Consider the following 19,951-nt stretch of genomic DNA (forward strand, 5'->3'; position numbering starts at 1 on the left):
TTTTTACAATTCTTGACCTAAAACCGCCACATGTCAAGTTTTTTGACAGAAAAAGAGTAAAATTTAAAGACTACGGTATTTTTTATTTATCATTGCGCTACTTCCTGTCTTCGTTTTATTTGAGCAACGTTTCAACCTCTTCTAATTCATGACCCCGCTCCATAAAAAAACCACCCGCAAAGCAAGGTGGTTTTTCACTGTAGAAAGGTTGTTGTGTTGCTATGCGTTAGCAGTATCTTCTGTTTTTGCTTCTTCCGATTTTTCGGCTGGCACAATTTGCAGGGACTGAATAGGATTATCTGTTTTGTTAGATAGCTCGACCAAGCGATTCAGTTGGCCTAAAGACAACATCACTGAATAACATGCCCCCAAGAAACCCGCTTTGTGCATCTCTAGCACTTTTTCGTCAGACAGCTCTAACAGCTTTTTCTCATTAATCGTAAAAATACCCGTAACATTTCTGTTTTGTCCGTTGGTATAACGAATGCGAACTTGAATTTCATCTAACAAATCTAAGGCTTGGATCTCTTTCACAAAACGCTGATTTAAGACTTCGCTATTTGCTAAGTCAGCCAAAAACTGTTGGCGCGCTTTAAGTGCCTCACTCGGCTCACCGTCTTCGGTAAACAAAGCATCGCCCTCATCGCCGAATAGACTAGAATTTTCATCAATGAATACGCCTAATTTGTCACCGTCAGGACGAATATCAAATGGATAGCGTTGAATGTTCAAAGGCACGTGAGCAGCTTGCCATTGATCGTCATGCCAAAATAAATTCTTGCCTTGTTCCAGCCCTAACATCGCTACTGAGTGGACATTATTTGTATTTGGGTCTTTTATAAAAACAACTGGCATTGTGCCGGCCAGTTGTGCATATTCACGAATTGTAGCGGCAGCTAAATGTGTTTTTGCAGCAAAAGAAAATTCTGTTCTTGGCGCAACTTTTAATGCGCTGTGCTTCGCTTTATCAAGCGGAATGTAATTAATCGCCATTATGACTTCTCTAGTTTGTATTGAGCGTTTAAGCTGAATCACCTGCGATGTTCGATACCTCAATCAATATCGACGGTTGCGAGTAGCATCCAACTGCTAAAGATAAGGGGATAGCCAGAGGGTATATATCATAGCTCCTTCCCATTACCTTTCCATATGGGCGTTAAATTATTATACAAGCGCTGCAAAAAGTCACTTTTTAACTAAAAATTAACAAACCAGTTGTTTGGGCATAAATTTCCATAGAATATAAAACAAAATCATTAACTTACTAGATTCGAGTATTTAGAAACACGCAAAAAAGATTCTTCCAAATAAATTATTTTTTTGCCAATTCTGTTTGAGTAGCTAAATAATGAGCAAAAGTATCGAGCATCTGAGCATGAAGTGGGTTAGCTTTGGGCACTGCGCAACGCTCATTGACATTAACTTGCGCCTTATCGAATTCCATCTGCACAATTTGTATTGGATTGATCACTAAATCTGCATGACAAAGGTCATAACTCTCATCAACTTTAAATATAGTGTGCTCACCTTTAATTGACGCCGCTGTTTTTTCAATACCTTCAAATTTAGTGACCCTGTCGGCTAAGGAATGGGCAGCAAAAATCGACTGCTGCACTGTATTTTCTTTTAAATAGTTACGAATATCTTTGATCACGTCCATCAATACTAAACCTGAGTAACTGGCAACACTTGGGTATTTGTATGGATTCGGCCCTTGCGTTTCATATGTGCCATCTAACCATTTTGCCAGTGTCTTCATACCCCATATTTTACTCATGCTTTCCGCTCCACCCGTAAGCTGCAAGGCACCAGAAAATAAAACGAGGCCGTCAATCTCATCAGGATGCTGTACCGTATACCAAGTAGCAAAAGCTCCGCCAGTGGAAAACCCTCCAATAAACAAGGGAAGGTTGTCGTTTTTCGCGAGTGCCATTACCTGATCAACATGCTCATACCAACGCGCCTGCAAGTTAGGATCTTGCATATCTGCATCTGCTTCCAACTTACCGTGCCCTGGAGTTAAGGGAACGATTACACTGTATCCTAAACTGTTTGCATGCTCAGCTATTGAGCGCATGAAAAACGGAGAATCACTCAAGCCATGGTACAATACAAGAATCCCCTTAGCTTGTTTTACAGGTGCAATAAAGGGAGCATTGCCTTCATTTTTCAATTTTTTTGAACAGACTCTAATTTCATCACTGACTAGCGCGAAACCATAACCAGTGCATACAATTAACTCGCCGAGTTCTTCCTCGTAAATCGCACTAAAAGCGGTAATATCGTCATCAGATATGCCGGTATCAGCCACAGCGGTAGTCGACAATAATATTGTGAGTAGTATCAATGCAAAGTTGAGCGAGGTTTTCATGCTAGTCCAAACTGGGTATGTCAATTTATAAAGACCAGTGTAACGCAATGAATGGGAAAGGAAAATAAGCAAACAAACTGGCCTCGAACACAATCGAAGCCAGTGAAAAGAAGAGAGATTAAGCTTTAGCGAACCAAGCTTCGAGATCGTCGCTGCCACCAATGTGTTCACCGCCAATGAAAACTTGAGGCACAGTTTCACGACCCGTTACGGCTTTTAAGGATGCAAGTGTGGCATCTTTGCCTAGTTGCAACTCTTCATATTCATAACCATTATCTGATAGCATTTGTTTAGCTTTTGCGCAGTAGGGGCAACCGGGTTTAGTAAACAAAGCAACTTCGCTCGGTGCCTTAGCGTCTGGCGCTAAGTAGCTAAGCATAGTATCAGCGTCAGAAACTTCGAATGGGTCACCGGGTTGATCGGGCTCGATAAACATTTTTTCAATCACGCCATCATTAACAAACATAGAATAACGCCAGCTGCGGTCGCCAAAGCCAAGATCTTGCTTACCGACAAGTAAACCCATTGCCTTGGTAAATTCACCATTTCCATCGGGGATGACCGTAATATTTTCTGCTTCTTGATCAGCAAGCCACGAATTCATTACAAAAGTGTCATTTACCGACACGCAGCATATCTCGTCAACACCTAGCTTTTTAAATACACCAGCTAACTGATTAAAACGCGGTAGGTGGGTTGATGAACAGGTAGGGGTAAACGCACCGGGCAAAGAAAAGACGATAACTTTTCTACCGTCGAAAATGCTTTTTGAGTCGATATTCTTCCATGTTTCCCCATCAATTACCGGCCATACCACCTCTGGTACCTTTTGGCCTTCTTTATTCTCAAAATTAGGATTGTCTGACATGCTTTTATGTTCCTTATCAATAGATATTGAGTTTATTTGTGTACAAAACAAAAGTGAGCTAATGCACCGTATACAGCTTAAGCATTAATATACTGCGGCCGCATGGTTAAAGTTTAGTTTTTAGATTTCAATTCGTCTAATCTATATTTATCAATTAAGGAATACAGCGTTGGGCGAGTTACACCGAGCAGTTCTGCGGTTTTTGATACATTTTGTTCCGCTTGCATGTATGCTCTCCGGATCGCTTTAGTTTCGGCTATTTCTCGAACTTCACGCAGATTAAATACCCTTGTATCGGCCTCTTCTTCTGTAACAAATAAGCCAAGATCATCTGCGGTAATCAGTGCGCCTTCGGCTAACACAACGGAAGACTTGAGCTTATTCTGAAGCTCTCGGATATTGCCTTTCCATGAGTGAGCGCGCATTGCATTGATGGCGTCATCACTGAAGCCCTTCACTTTAGCGCTGTATTCTTCTTTGTATTGGTTAAGAAAAGTCTTTGCTAATAATATTATATCGTCATCTCGATCTCTGAGTGGCGGAATGAGAATACTGATTTCGCCAACACGATAAAACAAATCTTCTCGAAAGGTTTCTTGCTTTACCATCTCATGCAGATCTCTATGGGTCGCACAAACTACTCGCACATCAACTGGAATTTCTTGACGCCCACCGACTCTTTCAATCACCCTTTCTTGCAAAAACCTCAACATTTTAGCTTGCAAACCAATTGGCATATCACCAATTTCATCCAAAAACAGGGTACCGCCCTGCGCCAGCTCTATTTTTCCAAGCGTGGTTTTATTTGCCCCTGTGAATGCCCCCTTCTCATAGCCAAAAAGCTCTGACTCGAGCAAGTTCTCGGGAATAGAGGCACAATTTATCGCGACAAACTTTTTGTCTTTTCGCGAACTGCATTCATGAATACTGCGTGCGAATACTTCTTTACCTGTTCCACTTTCACCAAGCAGTAATGCGCTGATATCTGTTTGCGCAATTTTTTCTGCCTTTCTAGCAGCACCAAGAATAGCATCACTATTACCAATAATACGCCCCATTGAAGCACTGGATTTTGATAGTGCGCGGTTTTCATCTTCTAAAGCCGAGAGATGAAGTGCTCTTTGGATAATAAGATTAATTGTGTCGGTATCGATGGGTTTTTGGTAATAGTCATATGCGCCGAGTTCAATGGCTCGCAAAGCGTTTTCTTTGTCATCGTTACCGGTTACCACCACTACCTTTGTGTTCGGCGCAAGTTGTAGTATATCGGTGAGGGCTTGCAATCCCTCAGACGCATTTGTCGGATCCGGCGGTAAGCCCAAGTCTAACGTCACAACACTCGGCTCAAATCGTCTCAATTGAGCAATGGCCGATGATCGGTCACCTGCAAAAACGACTTCTACGCCTTTAAGTGCCCACTTGAGTTGTTTCTGAATACCTAAGTCGTCATCAACGACTAAAATCTTTTCCATAACTTCCAGACCTTTTCCAATTATACTTTAGGCAAAACAATGTGAAACACTGAACCGTTTCCTTCGGTGCTGTCGACCGTAAGACGTCCACCACATTCTTCAATGTAATTTTTTGCATCATACGCACCAATCCCCATCCCTGCATTACCTTTTGTGGTATCGAAAGGTTTGAATAATCGGTGTTGAATAAAATCTTCACTCATACCCATACCATTATCGGCGATGGCGATATGAACTTCAGTTTCATTCTGGCGCAAGCTGACCTTTACAAAGCCATCTTCTTTTGTTGCTTGCTGCGCATTGCTAATTAAGTGATATAACACATTTAATATTTTGTCTGCATCCACTTTCAAGCTTAGGTTTGTATCGCCATCTACCTCAGGTAAGGGTTGCACACCTTTGCATTTCGTTTCAATGAGTTTTTCAATTGCAGTATATAAATTCAGCTCTTGAATGGATTGGTTGGTTTCCGATGTTTTTTGCATGAGTTGCTTGAGCATTTTATCCATCCGCTCTTGCGTGTATTGCAATGTTTCAAAGGTATCTTCTATGAATTCTGGATTGTGTTTATGTTCTTTTGCATTAGAAAGTATTAAATTTATTTGCGCCAATACATTTTTTAAATCGTGGACGACAAATGCAGACATCCTATTGAATGCAGCAAATTGGGCATTTTCAGCAAGGGTCACACTATTTTCTGCATTCAATATAAACGAACCAATTTGATCAGACAGAGCATTTAAATAATCTCTCAACTCCCAATTCAAGACCTTTTTGTTAGTTTCATTCGCGCCTAATGCGACAAAACCCCAATGATTTTCACTTACCACAATCGGTAAAAATATTTGATAAGGGCTATTTTTCACAAATGCACTTTTTTGCTCTAAAGCTTGATAAATATCCGGTTTAACAGCTAATTCATCCGAATCAATTATCCACGAGTTTTGCTCGAAAAAATGGAGGAGTGACTGCAATTGCCGGTCATCGAGTTTTGGTGTTTGTTGTGCTGGTTGTTCACTGACTAACTGATAACTACCTGCCACTTTCTTGTAAAGTAAAGCAAAATCATAACCCAAACCTTCCATCCAACCTCTAAGTGCTGCGCTATATGCTTGTTGAACTTCATCCCCAGAATGCGCCAAGGTTTTTGTGAGTTTTACCCACTCAGCCCGATAATCGTATTGGTTGGCATAAAAGTGCTTTGTGATAAAAATCTTGATGGTGGCGCGTACTTGATGGGACATAAAAAGAGCCGCCAACAGCGCCAGTGAAACCACAACTAATGCCATCTGGATAGTAAAGCTCCAATTCCCTCCAACAAACTTTACCAAATAGCCAAGTAAGCCCATAAACATCAAATATACACCTGCCAACAACAACAAGGTGCTGTGCATAACCACTTCTCGGCTCACAAAAATATCTATCCCCCAATGTTTGATGCGCCTAATAGCGACAACAAGCAAAGGCATTAAAGCAAATAGAATATAACCTCTAGCGGCAAAAAAATCCCAACTCAGGGTATTCAGCATTGAAGCATTGGCATAGATAACAAAATCCATTAGCCCAATACTTCCGAGAAATATAACCAGCGGTTTAAACGCCCATTTTTGGGCACCCGATTGCCGATAGACCAGTTCAGTCATGACTAAAGTTTGGACGGCTATCAAGGTATGCAATGAAAATTGCCAAACAACGGGTAGAAACTGGAAAGAACTGCAAGCAATAGCAACAAGAGGCAAGATAATAGAAATTAAGGTTGTACTCTGTTTTATGAATGCCAAGCTGTTATCAAATTGATTGCGCAAACAGCCAGCTAAAAACAAAATCCATGCCCCTTGACGAATAGCGTCGTACAGCAAAATATTTTCTTGCCCCAAATTGGGAAGTATAAAACTTACATGCCCAAGTGCCCACAGCACAGTGGTGACAGTCGCAAGCAATAAAAGATGTCTGGCAAAGCCCGCATTTTTTACAGTTAACAAAAGTAACACCAAGGCGGTGTAACTTATCGCGGTTAATCCGTAACCTAGGTCAAAAATCAAATTAAGCTACCTTTTTTGCAGCAACACACTCCCAATGGAGTAGCCAGCACCAAAAGAACACAATATGCCATAGTCGCCTGAAGACAAATCTTGATTGTGTAGATGAAAAGCAATCACTGAACCCGCAGAAGCTGTGTTCGCATACTGGTCTAACACGATAGGTGCCTCATCCGGACTTGCATCTCGCCCCAATAAACGTTTGCTAATCAAAATATTCATATTGATATTTGCTTGGTGCAACCACCAACGGCGTAAATTTTGGGGTGCTAAACCGTGCGCGGATAAATGTTGAGTGATGTGTTCAGCCGCCATAGGACACACTTCTTTAAATACCTTACGACCTTCTTGGTGAAAAAGCTTGTCGGCGGCGTAAGGGTCTTCGTCAGTAGCATGACTCATATAACCAAAATTTGATCGAATGTTATTAGAAAACTTGGTTAACGCTTTAGTTGATAATACATTGTAAGCGTGGTCACTCGTGACAGTCTCAGCGTTTTCAAACACACTCGCTGTGGCGACATCGCCGAAAATAAAATGACTGTCTCGATCTTTGTAGTTAATTTGCGGCGAGACCAACTCAGGGTTAATAACCAAGACTGCTTTTGCCGTTCCAGCAGCAATCATTTCGTACGCGCGATGCATGCCAAATGTAGCCGCTGAGCATGCAACTAGCATATCAAAGGCAAAGCCCTCAATACCCAAGGCTTCTTGCACTTCGATAGCGATAGCAGGATAAGAACGCTGTGTATAAGCACATGACACAATCACGGCGTCAATGTCTGCAGCCGTTTTATTAGCTTGCGCTAGGGCTTTTTTAGCAGCATCTACAGCGATTTCTGCTTGGTGAGACAACTCGTCGTCTCGTCTTACTGGAATATTAGGACGCATTCTTTGTATGTCTAATACACCATCTTTGCAATAAACATAACGCTGTTTAATGCCAGATGCCTTTTCAACAAATTCCGCTGACGAATATGGCTTGGCCGCACGCGCACCTGAAGCTATTTCGTCTTTGTGGATTTCATTGTAATGGTCAGCATACTGGTTATATGTGCTGATCAATTCTTCATTAGAAATGCTATGGCTGGGCGTCCACAAACCCGAGCCACTGAGTACAACTGATGTAGACATTATTTATTCCTATGTCTCTATTTATCTACTAATGGTAGTGCTTGCATGTTTCTACTGCAATATCTTGTAAAGATTATCTTGTAGAGAATAGTATCGCGCAGCACCCATGGAATGAAAAAATAATGATGATGCAGTAAAAAACATCAAGTCATGTCACGACTGTTAGGCATTAACGGGGCGACCAGTTTTGCAATATTCCTGAATAATTGCATCCGCGTTGTACCATTTCGCCATACCAAGCCAATTTCTCTAAATGCATTTGACTCTGCGGGTAATGAGACAACGTCAGTTCCTTCCAATATACCTTTGTTTAAAGACATAGCAGGTAAAAAGGTATAGCCCATTTTACTGTTTACCAACGAGACCAGTGTGTGCAAACTGCTCGCCGTGAGCGAACTCACTTGAGACTTGTGAGCGAGCCCGCACGCAGAAACAGCGTGCTCGGTTAGGCAATGTTCTTTTTGTAAGAGAAAAATGCTATTGTTTGGTAAGTCATCGATATCTATGGGCTGTTCGATGCTTGTCGCGTTAGTTTTATGCGCCACTAAGTGGAAGGGGTCGCTCCCCACTACTAACTGCTTGCAACCCGGTGTATGCATGGGGAGCGCGAGAATCAACAAATCGAGACTCCCTTCCATTAATTGCTCTAACAGATTGTCAGTCGTATCTTCAACCAATTGCAAGGTTAGATTGGGCAAGGCTATATTGACCGTATTGATAAGAATTTCAAATATAAAAGGAGCAATCGTCGGTATCACACCAAGTTTAAGCACGCCTGACTGCCAATCACCCGCAGATTCTGCAAAGTCTAACCAGTCTTGTACTTGCTTCAATAAATCTTTAGAACGTTCCACCATAGCTTCACCAAAATCGGTAAATACAAAGGTTTTGTGTTCGCGTTCTAATAATTGGTGTCCTAGCACCTCTTCTAGATTTTGAATGGCTGTACTGAGTGTCGATTGACTAACATTGCACTTTTGTGCAGCACGTAAAAAGTGCTGTTCTTTGTGGAGTATGGTTAAATAATATAAATGCTTTAAATTTGGGAAACGCAATGATTGAAGTCTATGTTGTGCTTAAGTTTCGCAAATTTACAATAAAATGGCAGCTTACGGAACCGTCTATACCCCAAAAATAAAGCAAAGGGCAAAGAATATTATTATCGACAACGCCGCTCCGGCCGGCAAAGTAATTACCCAAGACGCCACTATCTTGCGTATTGTTTTACCGTCTACCGCAGAAATTCCTTGCGCTATCCCCACTCCCAAAACGGCACCCACCAATGTTTGAGTGGTGGATATTGGCAGCCCAGTTCCCGACGCAACAAGTACTGTAGTCGCTGCAGCTAATTCAGCCGCAAATCCTCTAGATGGAGTAAGATGCGTAATTTTTTGACCAATGGTTTTCATTACCCTGTGGCCAAAAAATGCTAAGCCCATGACAATCCCAAAACCGCCTAATGGCAAAATCCACCAAGCAAGTGGTGAGCTATCCAATATTACGCCTTCATTGCTCACAACACTGACAACCGCAGCTAAAGGACCAATTGCATTTGCTACATCATTCGAGCCATGCGCAAATGCCATACAGCAAGCAGTCAGCACCATTAATACAGCAAACACTTTTTCGACACGGGCTTGCTGTTGTTGGGGCGTCATCGCATCAATGCCCGCGTTTGAAGGTAATTTACCTTTGTTGAGTTTTCGGATTATGACCGCACCAACAAGGGCAACAATCACGCCAATCAACGCTGCCAACGCATATCCCTCAGCAGCAGGTAAACCCAAGCCCACGTGCTTTAAGCCTTTTTTTATGGTCACAAGTGACATAATAAAACCGGCTAGCCCCATGTAGATGGGCACGTATTTATTTGCATAGGCCAAGGGGTGATCGCGGTCAAATATCAGTTTCTTTGCGCTCATAAAAATAAGCACAGCGATGAGTCCTGATATCGCGGGTGTGACTACCCAACTGCCGACAATACCCCCAATTTTTCCCCATTCTACTGCGTCAGCACTCACACCGACCGCAGTAAAACCAACAATAGCACCAATGATTGAATGAGTGGTTGAAACGGGCCAACCGTAGTAAGAAGCAATGACAAGCCAAGTACCAGCTGCAAGAAGAGAGGCAATCATACCCAAAACAAGTAACTCAGGGACAGTTTGAAAATAGGCGCTATCAATAATACCTTTGCGAATAGTCGAGGTGACCTCACCACCAGCTAAATAGGCACCGGCAAACTCAAACACCATAGCAATGAGTATTGCTTGTTTAAGGGTAATAGCTTTTGCACCAACAGATGTGCCCATGGCATTTGCAACATCATTTGCACCAATTCCCCACGCCATAACAAAACCGAAAACAGCGGCAAGGATAACTAGAACCAAGCTATAGCTTGTTAAAATGTCCATTAAAAAATACGAGCCTTTTTAGCAACTGTGAGTGCTGAAAAAATTTGATGCGAAATATAAACCTTTACCCGCACGATAGCAACATCAAGAAATATCTATGGGCAAATACCTGCTTACTTTAACAACTTCTTAACGGTTTTCTTCATTGACGAGCTTTTTAAGTTGCGACCATAGGTCAGATAAATCACATACTCACAAATATTTTGACACCTGTCACCAACGCGTTCAAAAGCGCGAATCGCCCATAAGACATCGAGCCAGTTGTTGATATCTTCTGGGTTGGATTGAATTTCAGCTGCCGTTTGTTCCAGTACCTTTTTATATACTCTGTCAATATCGTTATCCAGTTGATGCGCTAAAATCGCCGCCTTGTCATCTTGGCGCGCAAAAGCATCTAAGGTAGCGCGCATCATGCTGACAATTCTATTTCCGATGTCTAATATCCCTGAAATCACCAAATCGGAATTCGGCATCTGACCTGATGAAACAAGTCTTGCCACTCGCGCTATTTCATCACCGATGCGCTCAAGATCAGTGGCAGTTTTAGCTACTGTCATCACCAATCTTAAGTCACCTGCTGTCGGATTTCGTTTGGCAATGATACGCATGCATTCTTGTTCAACCTGAGATTCCATCGCATCAACTTTACTGTCATTCAAGCTAACTCGTTCCGCTAAGTTGGGGATCTTTTCCTGCATCGCCATCAAGGTATTGACCAACTGCTGTTCGATCAACCCTCCCATTGTCAATACGGAATGTTTTAATGCCTCAAGTTCTTGATTATATTTTGCTGAAATATGCGTGTTTAATTGCAGTTGTCTACGCATTGCAAGTACCCGAGCGACTCACCAGTGCAGAGCCTGCAACGGGATGGCTTATCAGTTTATTCATTGTGCTTATCCGTATCGCCCAGTAATATAGTCTTCTGTTTGTTGTTTTTCAGGCATCGTAAACAAAGAATCACTATCTGAAAACTCGATTAATTCACCATGATGCATAAACGCGGCATAATCAGATACCCTTGCTGCCTGTTGCATATTGTGCGTGACAATTACAATAGTACATTGTTTTTTCAGCTCGTTGATCAGTTCTTCAATATACAACGTGGTAAGTGGATCCAAAGCCGATGTTGGCTCATCCAACAGTAAAATTTCTGGTGACAAAGCCAAGGCTCTGGCGATCATCAACCGTTGCTGTTGCCCTCCTGAAAGCAACAATGCTGAGTCAAACAATCTGTCGCGTACATCGTCCCACAATGCTGCCTGCTTTAGTGAGCGTTCGACAGTATCATCCAGTACCCTACGATTTTTTTCACCTTTAATCTTTAAGCCAAAACACACGTTTTCGTAAATGCTCATGGGAAAGGGATTAGGCCGTTGAAACACCATGCCGATTTGAGCACGAAGCGTAGCAACGCGCTCCTTGCGATTATAAATGTTTCGCTCGTTTATCCATACCTCTCCGTCACACTTGTGGTAACGGTTGAGATCATTCATACGATTAAAACTATTCAGTAAGGTTGTCTTCCCGCAACCACTTTGCCCTATTAATGCAGTAATGCGATGTTTGGGAATACGTATCGATACATCGTTGAGTACTTGTTTGCGATTTAACCAAACATTTAAATGTTTCACATCTATACCGGTTTGCGCCTTTGAGATCTCATCTACAGCGAGCGTCTCTCTTTCAAACAACTTGAACATTTACAACTGACTCCTCTCATATTTATCGCGCAAACGCTTTCGGAACAATATTGCAGAGATATTTAGTAAAAAAACGATAATAAGGAGTAGCATACATGAAGCAAACATCATCGACGAACCTTGGCTTTCGAGCTGGTTGTGAAAGGCGCCGTCATAAATAAACACACCCAAATGCATAAACTGGCGTTCTAAATGAATAAAGGGATACTCTTCGTCGAAAGGTAAGTTAGGCGCAAACTTAACCGCCCCCACTAAAATAAGCGGCGCGACTTCCCCTGCTGCTCGGGCTATGGCCAAAATGATTCCAGTAAGCATGCCAGGACTTGCCATGGGTAGCACGACCTTTTGAATAGTCTCTAATTTGGTGGCACCAAGCGCATAACTGCCTTCTCGCAGTCCCTGAGGAACCCTTTTTAAGCCTTCTTCGGCCGATACGATCACCACTGGTAGGGTTAATAAGCCCATTGTAAGCGCTGCCCACAACAAACCAGGCTTGCCAAAAGTAGGGCTGGGTAAACTATCCGCATACAACAATTGATCAATGGAGCCACCCAGCGTATAGACAAAAAAACCCAGTCCAAATACACCATAAACCACCGAAGGTACTGCCGCCATATTACTGATTCCAATACGAATCATCTCAGTCACACGATTAGCGGGTGCATACTCATGCAAATAAATCGCGGCTATCATGCCAAAAGGGGCAACGACTATCGTCATAATGATAACCATGAGGACTGTGCCAAAAATGGCGGGAAATACCCCACCTGCCGTCGCAGCTTGTTTGGGAACATCACTGACAAATCGCCACACCTTGCTCACAAACTCAACACTGACCTCGAAAAAGCTGAGTCTGTTTGGCTGAGTTAGTGTAATGATCGAGGGCAACTCGATATCAAAAGGCTCACCTTGTGCATCTTGCAAAAACACTTTGTATTCTTGTAATTGATCATTGATGCTATTCGCATATGTCTGCCAACGCAAAAACTCAGTGTTTGCCCTAACTAAGGCAGGACTATCAGCTTGGACTTGTTCACTATGCATTTTAGCGATTTGCCGATGAAGTGGCATAAGTTTGGTAGACTGAATTTCGCTCAATTCGGACAACAAAATTTTGCTTGTAACATGCAAATTATCAAAATCCGATAGCATAATTTGATTTTGTGAAGGGGACTGAATAAAAACAAATCGACCAAAATAACGTTTACCGTTCTCGCTTAATATGCCCACAAGTTCATTGTCTATTTCGACCATCACTTGTGGCTGTAACTCGGGCTGCTGTGAAAACTGCTTTGCCAGTCTCTCATCAATATACTCTTTTACGGATGTGATGCTTTTTACAGATGACTCATAGTAGCGCTCTTGCTTTCCCGTGGGATAAGTTACGTTTATTGTATAAACGTTTTCTGGCATAAAATGCCGGATACCTTGAAAGCTAATAAAGATGACCATTGCACTTAAAAAAATAAATAGAATGGCTATGCAGACTATACTTAAGCTTTCCGCACCAATTTGTCGCCAAGAAACTTGAAAATCAAAAGTCATGGTTTGCCCTCGTTTGCAGACGACTTTTTAACATCGCCGCAAAACTGTTAATGGTAAAGGTAAAGGCAAACAAAATAGCAGCCGTCAAAAACAAAACATGATAGTGAGCGCTACCCACATTGGCTTCTTGTAACTCAATTGCGAGATTAGATGTTAAGGAACGCAGGCCTGACAACAAATCCCAATCGGCTATGGGTGTATTCCCCGTCACCATAAGCACAATCATCGTTTCACCAAACGCGCGACCAAAACCAAGCATAACCGCAGAAATAATACTCGGCATGGCAACCAACAATACCACCCTGCCCAAGGTTTGAAGTTCCGTCGCTCCGAGCGCAAAAGCAGCCTGTTTTACGCCATCCGGTACTTCAAATAAGGCGTCATCAATCAATGAATAGATGGTTGGGGTTATGGCTATTCCTAGCGCAAGCGCCACCACGATGGCCGTCTTTGTTAACGTAACATTGCTCGCAAAACGTGTGAAAGCATTTTCCGGCGAGTGCAAAAACATCTCCTGCACCCAATATGCACCCGAATACACAATGAGTGCAATCATTCCCAACACCACACAAAATAGCGGCACATAATAAACACTCGATACCAGATGTACGTATCGATTTCTAATTACGCCGTGCAAAGCAATAATCCCAAATAAGATAAATGGTGATAGTGTTAACAACAAAAAAATGGCTATGAGGGAACGTTCGGCAAAAGGCGCGAGCCAAACAGCAGCAATAAAGCCAATAATTACAGCCGGGATTGCTTCGATCATTTCAATACTCGGTTTAATCCAAGCTCTGATTTTATTGGTGGCGAAATACGCCGTGTAGATAGCCGCGCCCAAGGCCAACGGAACTGCCACCAACAAGGCAAGCAATGACGCCTTGATACTGCCGACAATAAGAGGAATAACCCCAAATTTTATTTGTGCGTCCGCGCTAGACATGCTTGTTTGCCAAACATGAGACGGCGTCTCGTATCCAATATAGTGCAATGGCTCAAATAAGCTTTTCCAAGTGACAGCCCCTTGCAAATCTTTTGCGCTATAGTGAAACAATTTATTTGGCGTTGAAAGATACACATCATTGCCTTGCACATACATGCCTGTTGCCTGAGTATCTAGAGCTTGCCTAGCAATGATCTCAAAGCTCGCATTATTTATCATCAATAATTGAGCCTCGTCTGTGAGCGCAAAAATCACAGCATGCTCTCTCGCTAGGCGAGCAGACAATATTTGTCCGTACGAGTCGGTTTCGTGCTCATGTAGCTTAAGAAACCTAAAGTGCCCATCAGTATTTCTTGTTCCCCAAACTTCAAAACCTGTATTTTTTGTAAGCAGCAAACCTCTCTCACTGGGAAGCACACTGATCGTTGTAGTTGTGTTCGTCTCGATGCTTTGCACGACTGTTTCAGCACTGTTAGTAAGTTCTATTCTTCCATCATACAAATACAGTTGCTGAGAAAGAGACGCAAGTGGATGATAAAAAAGTACGCTCTCTTGCTTATATACATCTGCGTCCTCAAAACTGCCTAGTTGCTTAGTTATACGAAGTAGTGTTTGGTTACTTGAAATAACCCACAAATAAAGGGTGTCTTTATAAATTTTACTGCGCCAATTTAAGGGGCTTTCTTGCTTATCTTTGAGAATATTGATGTGTTGCTTGGCAACGAGGGGAAGATCAAACGAGCCAAAAAGCACCGATTGAACGCGGTTGCCGCTATGATCCAACCTTGTTAACTCGACCGTGCCTTTCGCAGAGATACTTGCATATGCAGACTCACTATCGCCCTCAATAATGCTCAATTGGGTATCACAGCTATATTGTTTATTGAAAATCGACGACTTTTGCCTTGATTTTAATTCGTCTAATTCGATACCGCATCGCGGATCGCCATCGATAATTTGTTTGTAGTAACTAAGTGAAATCAACCCTTCGCTAGCTTGTTTAAGCTCAAGTATACGGGTCTTATCAGACACGATGTGGGACGCTTCAAATACGAGTTTGGGTGACTTGAACAAAGGAAAAGCATTATAAAGAATATGCGTAACAAGTAATATAAATGTAAGTAGCACGAGCCACCCAAAGGCAGTGACGATGCGTTTTGCGATAATGTCTTTTCGAAAACGACGGATATCTTGGGGCAGTTTTGTGTGGCGCTGCATATTATTTTTGTAATAAATTTCATAAAGATGCAATCTTTCTGCGATAATAACACACTACTTCTATGACATTAAAATGAAAAAGGTAAGAAGTATGCCGACGATGATACTCACCGTGCTCGGAAAAGATAAAGTTGGTTTAGTCAACGAAATTGCACAAGCCGTGCAAACATCAGGGGGAAATTGGTTAAAAAGCAGCTTTTGCTATTTAGCCGGTCAGTTCGCCGGTTTTGTTCAAGTTACCTTACCTGAAGGTAATCAAGACCGCCTCATTGCCGCCTGTGAAACCAACACCAACTTACGCATTACTCTCACGCCCATATCCACGCCCGAAGACGAGCTAGTGCAAACCTCTCCAGTCTTAGGTAAAGCCTTTAGCCTAAGAGTAACGGGCAACGACCGCCCGGGTATTGTCAACGATGTAACGTCAACATTACAAGGTATGAACGTCAATATTGTTGCCATGACAACCAGCTGTGATAGCGCGCCCAATTGGGGGAGCTATTTGTTTACCGCTGAGCTTGATATCGAGTGTGCGAGTGAGCTAAACGCACAAGATTGCAAAGACGCTATCGAAGCTTTAGCCGATGATTTAATTGTAGAATTTGATAGGGATTTTTAACGAATGAGTAGTGTGTATTTTCCTAAAGAGCTAAGTTGGTTGGCATTTAATGAACGCGTATTACAGGAGGCGGCGGATCCCAATACCCCCGTTGTAGAAAGAATTCGCTTTTTAGGTATCTATAGTAATAATCTGGACGAGTTTTATCGCGTTCGCGTGGCGGATGTTAAGCGTATGATAGCTATTTGCCAAAGCGATGGTGAGTTGGCATTGGTTGAACAGTACACGGAGCTACTCAAGGAAATTCAACGCAAAGTTAAAAAGCTATCCAAATACTTTGATCAGTTGCATAAGCAAGTCACAAAAGACCTACGCCGTTACAATATTCATATACTGCATTATCAGCAATTGCTTCCCGAACAAATCGAGTGGGCACAAAATTATTTTAGAGAAAAAATACTGATGCACGTTGCGCCAATACTATTGGACAACAAGGTGCAGTTGTTGCAGCGTTTAAATGACAGTTCGGTATACTTGCACGTTGCGCTCAACCGCCCCAGTAAAGCGCCTAAATACGCTGTATTAGAAATTCCGACTAATGCTATGTCACGTTTTGTCGTTTTGCCACCAGATGGTACACGAAAGAAAAAACAAATTATCCTAATTGATGACATCATCAAACTATGTGTTGATGAAGTTTTTAGAGGTTTCGTTAAATTTGACTCCGCTAAGGCCTTTTCGTTCAAGATCACACGCGATGCCGAGTACTCTATTAACGACGAAATCGATGAAAGTTATGTTGAAAAAATGTCAGAAAGTATGAAGCAACGTCTCATTGCTGAACCCGTCAGAATTATTCATGATCAGGGGGTACCAGAAGAGATGATCAGCGATTTGAGAAAGCGCCTGAAAATTTCCTCTATCGATACTATACAGTCTGCTGGCCACTATCGTAATTTCAAGGATTTCATAGGTTTTCCAAACCCAGGTAGGGCTTACTTAGAACACAGTAAACTGCCAGTCATTCGAAGCAAAGCCTTTGCACAACGAAACACTGTATTTGAAGCAATAGCCGATGGCGATATATTGCTGTATTACCCTTACCATGACTTTACCCACTTTACAGAGTTTGTCAGGCAAGCCGCCTTCGATCCTCTAGTTCGCCATATTCGCTTAAATATATACCGTGTTGCTTCTCACTCTAGAATCATTTCGTCACTTGTTGACGCCGTCGATAACGGTAAAAAGGTTACTGTAGTGGTTGAGTTACGTGCTAGGTTTGACGAAGAAAACAACATTGCTTGGTCAAAACGGATGACAGACGCGGGCATCAAAGTCGTGCTAGGTAACCCCAATGTCAAAATCCACAGTAAATTGTGTATTGTAACAAGGGAAGAACGAGGGAAAATTAAGCACTATGCACATTTTGGCACGGGAAATTTTAATGAAAAAACTGCCAAAATATATACTGACTTGTCTTTGTTTACTTGTGATGATGAGCTTGCAGCTGAAGCAGTACAAGTATTTGATATGATTCAAAATCCTTACAAAAAAGTGAGATTTAATCAACTGCAAGTATCGCCAATAAACGCGAGAAGCAAAATTCAATCACTCATCAGACAAGAAATCCAGCGTTGTACCGAGGGGCACTTTGCACAAATAACACTTAAGATAAATAACCTTGTTGACAACGAATTGATCGACGACCTCTATCGCGCTTCTCAGTCAGGGGTAAAAGTACGAGCAATCATTCGAGGTATGTGCTCATTGATACCTGGGGTTGCGGGTTTAAGTGAAAATATAGAAGTCATCAGTATTGTCGACAGGTTTTTAGAACACCCGCGGATCATGGTCTTTGAAAATGGTGGGGATCCAAAATATTTCATCTCATCTGCAGATTGGATGACGCGAAACATGGACTACCGTATTGAAGTTGGCTGCCCAGTGAAATCCCCAGCGGCGCGAGAGATGATAGACACCTTGCTTGATTTTCAATTTAAAGATACGCTGAAATCACGAGTGATTGACGAACATCAAACTAACACGTATGTGAAGCGCGGCAACAGGAAAAAGTTGCGCTCACAAATACAAATTCATCAATACTTGAAGGAACAAGAGGAGAACTAATTGTCAGACGAAGCGAACATTTATCAAGTATTTGCGTCCAGCGAAGACACGGATCATGAGCATTATGCCGCACTAGACATCGGTTCCAATAGTTTTCATTTGGTGGTGGTGCGCGTGGTAGAGGGTTCGCTTCAGTTAGTCAACAAAGTTAAACACAAAGTACGCTTGGCGGAAGGTTTAGATGACAACAATATCCTCGCGCAAGAATACATAGATAAAGGCACACAAACGCTAAAAGCAATGGCCGCCACCTTGGAGGGCTTACCTCACCAAAAAGTAAGGGTCGTTGCCACCTATACACTGCGAAAGGCGCGTAATTCGCGTGATTTTTTGCGCGCAGCAAAAAAAGTATTCCCTTACCCAATCGACATCGTAGCGGGGGCAGAAGAGGCTCGCTTGATTTATGTCGGTATTAGCAGCACCTTGCGTGAGAGTTCTCCACGATTGATTTTTGATATTGGCGGCGGGTCTACGGAATTTGCGATTGGTTCTACCCTGACACCCGAAATATGTCGAAGTTTAAACATGGGTTGTGTAAGTTTTCAAAAGCGCTACTTTGCAGATGGCTCAATTAGGCAAAACGCATGTGGCAAGGCGATAACGGCAGCAAAACGCGAACTAGAACTACCTTCAATTAGTTTGCAACGCTTTAATTGGGAGTGTGTTTACGCCAGTTCTGGAACGGCTAAAGCCATTGCAAATGTCATACATTTTGAAGAAAGTGGCGAGCCCACCCAAGCCTTCACTCAGCATGATCTTCAGCTTTTGCTAGCTCGCTGTATAGAAAAAGGACACGCAGATAAGCTTGATTTTCCTGGCCTCAGTGAAGAACGCAAAACAGTGTTTGTTGCGGGTCTTTGCATTATGCTGGGCATATTTCAATCTCTGCAAATAGCAGAGGTAGCTTACACCGCACCTGCACTTCGCGAGGGTGTGATATATGAGTTACAACCCAGTCATGCTACACAAAACATTTGCTTACGCACCGCACAAAGTATGGCAAAAAGATACAGCGTAGACACGGCATACGCCCACAATGTGTTGCAAACCTGTATGCACATATACGCTTCGCTGCGATCTGAGTGGCAACTTGATCACCCCAATAATCGATTCATATTAGGCTGGGCCAGTTTACTGCATGAAGTTGGCTTGCAAATAAATTCAAAGGGGATACAAAAACACTCAGCCTACATACTACAACAATCAGAAATGCCCGGCTTCCACCAAGAACAACAGCAACTCATCAGCACCTTGGTTCGTTTTCATCGCAAGCGCATTCGCGTAAAAGAAATCCCGGAGTTTGTTAACTATGGCACTGAACAAGTGTTGCGATTACTCGCGATTTTGCGCATATCCCTGCTACTAAATGTGACACGCAAAGGCACTCTACTGCCCGACAAGGTATGTTTGAAAAACACAAATGAAATCCACATGTCTTTTTCCGAAAACATCGTCAAACACAACCCTTTACTACTCGCCGACTTTGTAAACGAAGCCGATTGCTTAAAGGAAATCGGCTTGGATTTGCAACTCGTCGCTCCTTGAGTAGCGGTAA

General features: G+C 42.5%; 15 protein-coding genes. 3 read left to right on the forward strand and 12 right to left on the reverse strand.

Annotated features, from left to right (window positions below):
- Window positions 1-219 precede the first annotated feature (219 nt).
- The 12 genes from ACFOHL_RS05010 to ACFOHL_RS05065 form a co-directional block, all read right to left on the reverse strand.
- Entirely contained in the window at window positions 220-993 is a 774-nt protein-coding gene (locus ACFOHL_RS05010) for a SapC family protein (RefSeq protein ID WP_376919105.1), read from the reverse strand.
- 319 nt (window positions 994-1,312) lie between these two features.
- The gene (locus ACFOHL_RS05015; RefSeq protein ID WP_376919106.1) at window positions 1,313-2,371 is read right to left on the reverse strand and encodes an alpha/beta hydrolase; all 1,059 of its coding nucleotides are present in this window, start codon (window positions 2,369-2,371) and stop codon (window positions 1,313-1,315) included.
- A 118-nt stretch (window positions 2,372-2,489) separates the two neighbouring features.
- On the reverse strand, window positions 2,490-3,239 hold the full coding sequence (locus tag ACFOHL_RS05020; RefSeq protein ID WP_376919107.1) for a glutathione peroxidase: 750 nt from the start codon (window positions 3,237-3,239) through the stop codon (window positions 2,490-2,492).
- A gap of 113 nt (window positions 3,240-3,352) precedes the next feature.
- Window positions 3,353-4,711 carry a PEP-CTERM-box response regulator transcription factor gene (prsR, locus tag ACFOHL_RS05025; protein WP_376919108.1) on the reverse strand — a complete coding sequence of 453 codons (1,359 nt, stop codon included), beginning with the start codon at window positions 4,709-4,711 and terminating at the stop codon, window positions 3,353-3,355.
- Between the two features lie 20 nt (window positions 4,712-4,731).
- Entirely contained in the window at window positions 4,732-6,753 is a 2,022-nt protein-coding gene (gene prsK, locus ACFOHL_RS05030; protein WP_376919109.1) for an XrtA/PEP-CTERM system histidine kinase PrsK, read from the reverse strand.
- A 6-nt stretch (window positions 6,754-6,759) separates the two neighbouring features.
- A complete protein-coding gene (locus ACFOHL_RS05035; protein WP_376919110.1) occupies window positions 6,760-7,884 on the reverse strand; it encodes a beta-ketoacyl-ACP synthase III in 1,125 nt (374 codons plus the stop codon).
- Between the two features lie 143 nt (window positions 7,885-8,027).
- On the reverse strand, window positions 8,028-8,939 hold the full coding sequence (locus tag ACFOHL_RS05040; protein ID WP_376919111.1) for a hydrogen peroxide-inducible genes activator: 912 nt from the start codon (window positions 8,937-8,939) through the stop codon (window positions 8,028-8,030).
- A 66-nt stretch (window positions 8,940-9,005) separates the two neighbouring features.
- On the reverse strand, window positions 9,006-10,298 hold the full coding sequence (locus ACFOHL_RS05045) for an inorganic phosphate transporter (protein ID WP_376919112.1): 1,293 nt from the start codon (window positions 10,296-10,298) through the stop codon (window positions 9,006-9,008).
- 113 nt (window positions 10,299-10,411) lie between these two features.
- Window positions 10,412-11,125: a phosphate signaling complex protein PhoU gene (gene phoU / locus ACFOHL_RS05050; RefSeq protein ID WP_376919113.1), complete on the reverse strand. Its 714-nt coding sequence runs from the start codon at window positions 11,123-11,125 to the stop codon at window positions 10,412-10,414.
- Window positions 11,126-11,194: 69 nt separating this feature from the next.
- Entirely contained in the window at window positions 11,195-12,001 is an 807-nt protein-coding gene (gene pstB, locus ACFOHL_RS05055; RefSeq protein WP_376919114.1) for a phosphate ABC transporter ATP-binding protein PstB, read from the reverse strand.
- Complete coding sequence (gene pstA, locus ACFOHL_RS05060) at window positions 12,002-13,546, reverse strand: phosphate ABC transporter permease PstA (RefSeq protein WP_376919115.1); 1,545 nt, start codon at window positions 13,544-13,546, stop codon at window positions 12,002-12,004.
- Entirely contained in the window at window positions 13,536-15,710 is a 2,175-nt protein-coding gene (locus ACFOHL_RS05065; protein ID WP_376919116.1) for an ABC transporter permease subunit, read from the reverse strand. The genes pstA and ACFOHL_RS05065 overlap by 11 nt, the downstream gene beginning before the upstream one ends.
- A gap of 91 nt (window positions 15,711-15,801) precedes the next feature.
- Between ACFOHL_RS05065 and ACFOHL_RS05070 the strand changes: the two genes are divergently transcribed.
- Genes ACFOHL_RS05070 through ACFOHL_RS05080 form a run of 3 tightly spaced genes read left to right on the forward strand, consistent with a single transcriptional unit; the run spans window position 15,802 to window position 19,941 of the window.
- Window positions 15,802-16,329, forward strand: a complete 528-nt coding sequence (locus ACFOHL_RS05070) for a glycine cleavage system protein R (RefSeq protein ID WP_376919117.1) — start codon at window positions 15,802-15,804, stop codon at window positions 16,327-16,329.
- A gap of 3 nt (window positions 16,330-16,332) precedes the next feature.
- On the forward strand, window positions 16,333-18,396 hold the full coding sequence (gene ppk1, locus ACFOHL_RS05075; protein ID WP_376919118.1) for a polyphosphate kinase 1: 2,064 nt from the start codon (window positions 16,333-16,335) through the stop codon (window positions 18,394-18,396).
- Window positions 18,397-19,941: a Ppx/GppA phosphatase family protein gene (locus tag ACFOHL_RS05080; protein ID WP_376919119.1), complete on the forward strand. Its 1,545-nt coding sequence runs from the start codon at window positions 18,397-18,399 to the stop codon at window positions 19,939-19,941.
- Window positions 19,942-19,951 lie beyond the last annotated feature (10 nt).

The organism is Agaribacter flavus (assembly GCF_042646125.1).
In the GTDB taxonomy this organism is placed as follows: domain Bacteria; phylum Pseudomonadota; class Gammaproteobacteria; order Enterobacterales; family Alteromonadaceae; genus Glaciecola; species Glaciecola flavus.

Bases quoted from the DNA above. Each gene is read 5' to 3' on its own strand.
- ACFOHL_RS05010 (WP_376919105.1), bottom strand. From the start codon at position 993: ATGGCGATTAATTACATTCCGCTTGATAAAGCGAAGCACAGCGCATTA.
- ACFOHL_RS05015 (WP_376919106.1), bottom strand. From the start codon at position 2,371: ATGAAAACCTCGCTCAACTTTGCATTGATACTACTCACAATATTATTG.
- ACFOHL_RS05020 (WP_376919107.1), bottom strand. From the start codon at position 3,239: ATGTCAGACAATCCTAATTTTGAGAATAAAGAAGGCCAAAAGGTACCA.
- prsR (WP_376919108.1), bottom strand. From the start codon at position 4,711: ATGGAAAAGATTTTAGTCGTTGATGACGACTTAGGTATTCAGAAACAA.
- ACFOHL_RS05035 (WP_376919110.1), bottom strand. From the start codon at position 7,884: ATGTCTACATCAGTTGTACTCAGTGGCTCGGGTTTGTGGACGCCCAGC.
- ACFOHL_RS05045 (WP_376919112.1), bottom strand. From the start codon at position 10,298: ATGGACATTTTAACAAGCTATAGCTTGGTTCTAGTTATCCTTGCCGCT.
- phoU (WP_376919113.1), bottom strand. From the start codon at position 11,125: ATGCGTAGACAACTGCAATTAAACACGCATATTTCAGCAAAATATAAT.
- pstB (WP_376919114.1), bottom strand. From the start codon at position 12,001: ATGTTCAAGTTGTTTGAAAGAGAGACGCTCGCTGTAGATGAGATCTCA.
- pstA (WP_376919115.1), bottom strand. From the start codon at position 13,546: ATGACTTTTGATTTTCAAGTTTCTTGGCGACAAATTGGTGCGGAAAGC.
- ACFOHL_RS05065 (WP_376919116.1), bottom strand. From the start codon at position 15,710: ATGCAGCGCCACACAAAACTGCCCCAAGATATCCGTCGTTTTCGAAAA.
- ACFOHL_RS05070 (WP_376919117.1), top strand. From the start codon at position 15,802: ATGCCGACGATGATACTCACCGTGCTCGGAAAAGATAAAGTTGGTTTA.
- ppk1 (WP_376919118.1), top strand. From the start codon at position 16,333: ATGAGTAGTGTGTATTTTCCTAAAGAGCTAAGTTGGTTGGCATTTAAT.